Genomic DNA, 6,852 nt, shown 5'->3' on the forward strand with positions numbered 1-6,852 from the left:
GCAGGTAGGTCGTCAGGTGGCGCCACACCTTGGTCCGGTTGGCGTCGTGGGCAAGACGGGTCTCGAAGTACCCCGGGGTGTATCCGTCCCCCGCCGCGTCGGTGGCTCCAGTCACCAGGATGCTCCTTCGTCCGTCTGCGCTCCAGCGGCCCGAAGCGTAACAGCCACGGCCCGGGCGTCTCGGTGCCGAGGAGAGCGGCCCCTCCTCGCTAGAGTGCCCGGCAGACGAGCGGCACGGGAGATGGAGGCACGATGACGGCATCCGCGCGAGCCGGTGCACCCTCCCGAGCGGACGGTAGCGACACCTCGGGGATCCTCAGGGGGGAATCCCCGGCCGGTCGGATCGCCACGCTGTTCGTCGTTCCCTACGTCCTGCTCGCGATGGCCTGGCTCGGCTCGAACCCGCCGGTGGGCGCGCCCGACGAGGACGCCCACCTAGTCAAGGCACTCGGCATCGCCCGACTCGACATCGGGGTGCCCTACGCAGGGCCGGTGGACCTCACGCGGCCGCCGGCGGCGCGCAACGACTCCAACACCCGGGTGGTCACCATCCCCTCGCGGCTCTCCCCGGAGGGATACGGCTGCTTCGGCTTCCGTGCCGAGGTGACTGCCGACTGCCAGCCCCCACCTCCTGCCGACCGCGGAGACATCCAGATGGGCACGGACGTCGGGGCCTACCCGCCGTTCCTCTACCTCCCCGTGGGCATCGCGGCCGGCGCGGCATCCACCCCGCCCCAGGCGATCATGCTGGGCCGGGCCGTCATCCTCGTCGAGACGGCCCTGCTCCTCTGGCTGGCGGTGTGGCACCTCGTGCGGTGGATCGGCCGCCGGGCCGTGCTCGGGGTGGTCATCGCCGTGTCCCCGATGGCGGTCTTCTGCACGAGCATCCTCAACACCAGCGGGCTCGAGATCTTCGGCGCCCTCGGAGTCGCCGCAGTCGGCGCGGTCTTCCTGCGCCGACCGGAGTCATTGTCGAGCGGAGCGACGAAGGCCGTCATGCTGGTGTCCGGCTCGGCGCTGATCCTCGGCCGCCAGCTCGGCCTGGTGACGATGGCCGCCCTCGTCCTGCTCATGCTCGCGCTGGGCGCCGGTCCCCCACTGTGGGCCGAGGTCCGACGTGGGTCGGGCACGATGACCGCGACGGTCGCCCTCCTGGGCGTCGAGACGCTCGCGGTCGTCGCGTGGGAGCTCGCCTACGACCATCCTGCGCTGCTCGGCCCGTGGGCCTCACGGAGCAGCCTGCGCAGCTTCGCCGGCCGTTGGTTCCAGACCGCCACGGACGGAGTCGGGTCGTTCGGCTGGCTCGATGTCGGGATGGCGAGCTGGACCACCACGCTCTGGCTCGTGGCAGCCGCGGCGCTGCTCCTCGGTGGGCTCGTCCGGGGCCGCAGGCCGGACCGCCTCGTCATCGTGAGCATGTTCCTCGCCCTCGCGCTCCTGGCCTACGTCACCTGGTCCCGGGTCTTCGAGCCCGCCCAGTCCGGTCTGCAGGGCCGGCACCTGCTGCCCTTCTTCGCCTTCCTCCCGGTCTTTGCCGGCATCGTCGTTGCCGAGAGGATGAACCCAGCGACCTTCGGACGCCTGCTCATCGGCCTCGCCCTCGTCCTGCCCCCATTGCAGTTCTATGCACTCTTCCTCAATGCCAAGCGGTATGCCGTGGGCCTCACGAGCGAGCCGACGTGGTTCCTCCCGGCGGCCCGCTGGTCGCCACCCTTCGGCTGGCTTCCATGGCTCCTCCTCGGGTTCGTCGCGTGTCTGGGCATGCTTCTCGGCTGGGTGCACCTGGCGCGCACCTCGCCGCGGATCCCGGATCCCGGTCTGACGCCCACCCCGATGCCGGCCGTCGACGACGCCGCCGCCGTCGGCTCGCCGTAGGTCCCGTTGCCGTCCATGGGAGACACGGCGTCGATGGGTGACACGGCGTCACCGAGCGGAGAGACCCGGACCCGGCGGGTCGTGGCCCTCTTCGTGCTCCCCTATGTCCTGCTCGGTCTGGCCTGGCTGGCGTCCAACCCCGTCGCGGCCGCACCGGACGAGGACGCGCACCTCGTCAAGGCGTTGGGCATCGCCCGGTTCGACATCGGTGAAACCCTCGGGACCCGCGTCGACGGCCCCACCCTCGGCGCCGTCCGCAATGCCTCGATCACCCGGGTCGTGCTCATCCCCGCCGCCCTGGACCCGAGCGGGTATGCCTGCTTCAAGTTCGAGGCCGACGTCACCGCCGACTGCCAGCCGGCCCCCCCTGCGTCGTCCGGCAACGTGCAGGTCGCGACGACCGTCGGGGCCTATCCCCCGTTCGCCTACCTGCCGATGGGTCTCGCCGCCCGCGCCGCCTCGACGCCCTCCCAGGCCTTCACCCAGGCCCGGCTCGTCGTGCTGGCCGAGACCACCGCCTTGCTGTGGCTCGCGTGCCAGCACCTCGTCCGGTGGCTCGGACGGCGGGCCCTGCTCGGTGTCGCGGTCGCCCTGACGCCGGTCGCCGTGTTCTGCACGGCGATCCTCAACACCAGCGGACTGGAGATCTTCGGGGCGCTCGGGGTCGCCGCGGCGGTCGCGGTCGCCACCCGTCGACCCGAGTCGCTCACGGCCCGCGGGACGCAGGTCCTCGTCCTCGTCTCGGGCTCCGCGCTGGTCCTCAGCCGACAGCTCGGCCTCGTCACCATGGCCGCCCTCGTCCTGCTCCTGTTCGCCGTGGGCGGGTGGCCGCTCGTCCGGGCGGCGCTCCGGCGGGGCTCGTGGGTCCTGGTCGCCGTCATGGCCCTGATCGGCGTCCAGGTGGTCGCCGTCGTCGGGTGGGAACTGCGCTTCGACCACCCCGTGCTCCTCGGCCCCTGGGCGTCGCCCAAGAGCCTCGTCGACTTCGTCGCCCAGCTGCCCCAGTTGGTGCACGAAGGTGTCGGCTGGTTCGGCTGGCTCGACACCCGCCTGCCGACCTGGTTCACGAGCCTCTGGGCCGGAGTCGTCGCGGTGCTCGTCGCTGCAGCGCTCGTCCTCGGATCACGACGCGACCGGGTGGTCCTCGCCGCGATGGTGATCGCCGCTCTGGTCGTCGCCTACGTCACCTACGCCCGGGTGTTCCATCCCGTCGGTGCCGGCCTGCAGGGGCGACACATGCTCCCGTTCCTGGCGATCGTGCCCGTGCTCGCGGGCATCGTCGTCTCCGAACGGCTCCCCCGGCCGACCCTGGCCCTCCTGCCGGTGCTCGCGGTGGGCCTGCCCGCGCTCCAGCTCATCGGCCTCTATCTCAACGGCAAGCGCTATGCCCTCGGCCTGACGGGCGGGCCGCTCTGGTTCCTGCCGGGGGCCAACTGGGCACCCCCGCTCGGCTGGGTCCCCTGGCTCTCGCTCGGGCTCGTCGCCTGCCTCGCGATGGCCGCAGCCTGGCTGTGGCTCGCCCGCTCCTGCCCCGCTCCGGAGGGGTCGGGCCCGCCCGCCGCATGACCGGGGTCGAGCGACGGGCTGCCGGCCTCGCTGACGTCAGCCACGACGAAAGGGGCGGGTATGCCGGGGAGCCTGCTTCCCGGCATACCCGCCCCTTCGCGGTGACGCTGACTCAGTTGTCGGTGAACCCGAGGCTGACGTCGTCGAGCCGCACGGCCTCGCCACTGCCCGACCCGAAGGTCGAGTAGTCGTAGGCGTCGTAGCTCGGCATGGAGTACATCGCGGCCTTGGCCTCTTCGGTCGGCTCGACCTTGACGTTCCGGTAGCGCGGCAGACCCGTACCGGCCGGGATGAGCTTGCCGAGGATGACGTTCTCCTTGAGCCCGAGCAGCGGGTCCGACTTGGCCTCCATGGCGGCCTGGGTCAGGACCCGGGTCGTCTCCTGGAAGGACGCGGCCGACAACCACGACTCGGTGGCCAGCGACGCCTTGGTGATGCCCATGAGCTCCGGACGACCCGAGGCCGTCTTGCCGCCCTCGGCGAGGACCCGACGGTTCTCCACCTCGAAGCGACCGCGCTCGGCGAGGTCACCCGGGATGAGGTTCGCCTCACCCGCGTCGATGACCGTCACGCGACGGAGCATCTGGCGCACGATGACCTCGATGTGCTTGTCGTGGATCGAGACACCCTGCTGGCGGTAGACGTGCTGCACCTCGTCGACGAGGTGCATCTGGACCGCCCGAGGGCCGAGGATGCGCAGGACCTGCTTGGGGTCGATGGCGCCGGCCACGAGCTGGTGGCCGACCTCGACGTGCTGGCCGTCGGTGATCAGCAGTCGGGACCGCTTGCTCACGGGGTAGGCGTGCTCGTCGGTGCCGTCGTCCGGCACGAGGACGATCCGACGGGTCTTGTCGGTGTCCTCGACCTGGACGCGCCCGGTCGCCTCGGCGATCGGGGCGACACCCTTGGGGGTGCGCGCCTCGAACAGCTCGACGACGCGGGGCAGGCCCTGCGTGATGTCGTCACCGGCCACCCCCCCGGTGTGGAAGGTGCGCATGGTCAGCTGGGTGCCGGGCTCACCGATCGACTGGGCCGCGATGATGCCGACGGCCTCGCCGATGTCGACGAGCTTGCCGGTGGCCAGCGAGCGACCATAGCACCTGGCGCAGGTGCCGACCTTGCTGTCGCAGGTGAGGACCGAACGCACCTTGACCTTGTCGACACCGGCCGCGAAGAGCGCGTCGATGACGACGTCTCCGAGGTCGATCCCGGCGTCGGCGAGGCTGACGTTGGTGCTGGCGTCGACCACGTCCTCGGCGAGGGTGCGGGCATACACGCTGGTCTCGACATCCTCGTGGAGGACGCGCGTGCCCGTGCTGTCGGTGTCGGCGATCGGCATGGTCAGGCCACGCTCGGTGCCGCAGTCGTCCTCCCGGACGATGACGTCCTGCGACACGTCGACCAGTCGACGGGTCAGATAACCCGAGTCCGCGGTCCGCAGTGCGGTGTCCGCGAGGCCCTTGCGGGAACCGTGGGTCGAGATGAAGAACTCGAGCACCGAGAGACCCTCGCGGAAGTTCGCGCGGATCGGGCGGGGGATGATCTCGCCCTTCGGGTTCGACACGAGCCCACGCATGCCGGCGATCTGGCGCAGCTGCATCCAGTTGCCCCGGGCGCCGGAGGCCACCATCTTGTAGATCGTGTTGGTGGGCGGGATGTTGGCCCGCATCTCCTCCGCGACCTTGTTGGTGGCCTCGTTCCAGATCTCGATGAGGTCCTCACGGCGCTCGTTGTCCGTCATCGCCCCACGGTCGTAGAGCTTCTGGACCTTGGCGGCGCGGTCCTCGTAGGCCTCGAGGATCTCGATCTTGCGCGGCGGCGTGACGACGTCCGAGATGGCCACGGTCGAGCCCGAGCGGGTGGCCCAGTGGAAACCGGCCTCCTTCAGCGCGTCCAGGGAGGCAGCCACCTGCACCTTGGAGTAGCGCTCGGCCAAGTCGTTGACGATGGTCGACAGCTGCTTCTTGTCGACCGGTGCCTCCACGAACGGGTAGTCCAGCGGCAGCGTCTCGTTGAAGAGCGCGCGACCGAGGGTCGTCGAGATGATCAGCGACGCGACGATGCCGTCCTCGCCCACCTCGACACCCTCGGGCAGCTCGAAACCGGCCGGGGGCACGACGTCCGAGACGCGCAGCTTGATCCGGGAGCCGAGCTCGATCTGGTGGGCGTCGAACGCCATCCGAGCCTCGGCGGGAGTGCCGAACGCCCGTCCGGCGCCCTTGCCGTCCTCGACCTCGGAGGTCAGGTGGAAGAGGCCGATGATCATGTCCTGGGTGGGCATGGTCACCGGGCGACCGTCCGCCGGCTTGAGGATGTTGTTGCTCGACAGCATGAGGATGCGGGCCTCGGCCTGCGCCTCGGCGCTGAGCGGCACGTGGACCGCCATCTGGTCGCCGTCGAAGTCGGCGTTGAACGCCGTGCAGACCAGCGGGTGGATGCGGATGGCCTTGCCTTCAACCAGCACCGGCTCGAACGCCTGGATGCCCAGGCGATGCAGCGTCGGCGCGCGGTTGAGCAGCACGGGATGCTCGCGAATGACCTCTTCGAGCACGTCCCACACTTCGGGGACCTGCTTTTCGACCATCTCCTTGGCTTGCTTGATGGTGGTGGCCACGCCCATCTGTTCGAGTCGGTTGAAGATAAATGGTTTGAAAAGCTCCAGCGCCATCTTCTTCGGCAAGCCGCACTGATGCAGCTTGAGTTCCGGACCCACCACGATAACTGAGCGGCCGGAATAATCCACGCGCTTGCCGAGCAGGTTCTGCCGGAAGCGGCCCTGCTTGCCCTTCAGCATGTCAGCGAGTGACTTCAGCGGACGCTTGTTGGCACCAGTAATGACGCGGCCACGGCGGCCGTTGTCAAACAGCGCATCAACCGACTCCTGCAACATGCGCTTTTCGTTGCGCACGATGATATCCGGCGCCCGAAGCTCAATCAAGCGCTTCAAGCGGTTGTTGCGGTTGATCACCCGGCGATAAAGGTCGTTCAAATCGGAGGTGGCAAAGCGGCCGCCATCCAGGGGAACCAAGGGCCGGAGCTCCGGCGGAATGACCGGAACCTGGGTCAGGATCATCCATTCCGGGCGGTTGCCCGATTCAATGAATGAGTCCACGATCTTCAAGCGCTTGGCAAGCTTCTTGGGCTTGAGATCGCCCGTGGCAACCTTGAGCTCTTCGCGCAACTGCTCGCGCAACTGCTCAAGCTGGATGGCCATGAGCATTTCGCGCACAGCTTCCGCACCAATCGACGCGGTAAAGCTGTCATCGCCATAGTCTTCCTGGGCCTTGATATACTCGCTCTCGGTCAGGGTCTGGCGTGGCTTCAAAGGTGTAAGACCAGGCTCAAGCACAATGTACTGCTCGAAATAAAGAACCCGTTCAACTTCCTTCAATTGCATGTCGAGAAGAAGCG

The 6,852-nt window shown here is 68.9% G+C and carries 3 protein-coding genes; 2 read left to right on the plus strand and 1 reads right to left on the minus strand.

The genetic code is table 11. From position 1 onward, the window contains the following. The first annotated feature begins 252 nt into the window (after nucleotides 1-252). The gene (locus ACLL9L_RS04250; protein WP_411283401.1) at nucleotides 253-1,875 is read left to right on the plus strand and encodes a DUF2142 domain-containing protein; all 1,623 of its coding nucleotides are present in this window, start codon (nucleotides 253-255) and stop codon (nucleotides 1,873-1,875) included. 15 nt (nucleotides 1,876-1,890) lie between these two features. Further along, nucleotides 1,891-3,441 carry a DUF2142 domain-containing protein gene (locus ACLL9L_RS04255; protein WP_411283402.1) on the plus strand — a complete coding sequence of 517 codons (1,551 nt, stop codon included), beginning with the start codon at nucleotides 1,891-1,893 and terminating at the stop codon, nucleotides 3,439-3,441. A 112-nt stretch (nucleotides 3,442-3,553) separates the two neighbouring features. Here the strand turns inward: ACLL9L_RS04255 and rpoC are convergent. Continuing rightward, a partial coding sequence (gene rpoC, locus ACLL9L_RS04260) for a DNA-directed RNA polymerase subunit beta' (protein WP_411283403.1) occupies nucleotides 3,554-6,852 on the minus strand: 3,299 nt, incomplete at its 5' end.

This window comes from Lapillicoccus sp. (assembly GCF_046595215.1).
Taxonomy (GTDB): domain Bacteria; phylum Actinomycetota; class Actinomycetes; order Actinomycetales; family Dermatophilaceae; genus Lapillicoccus.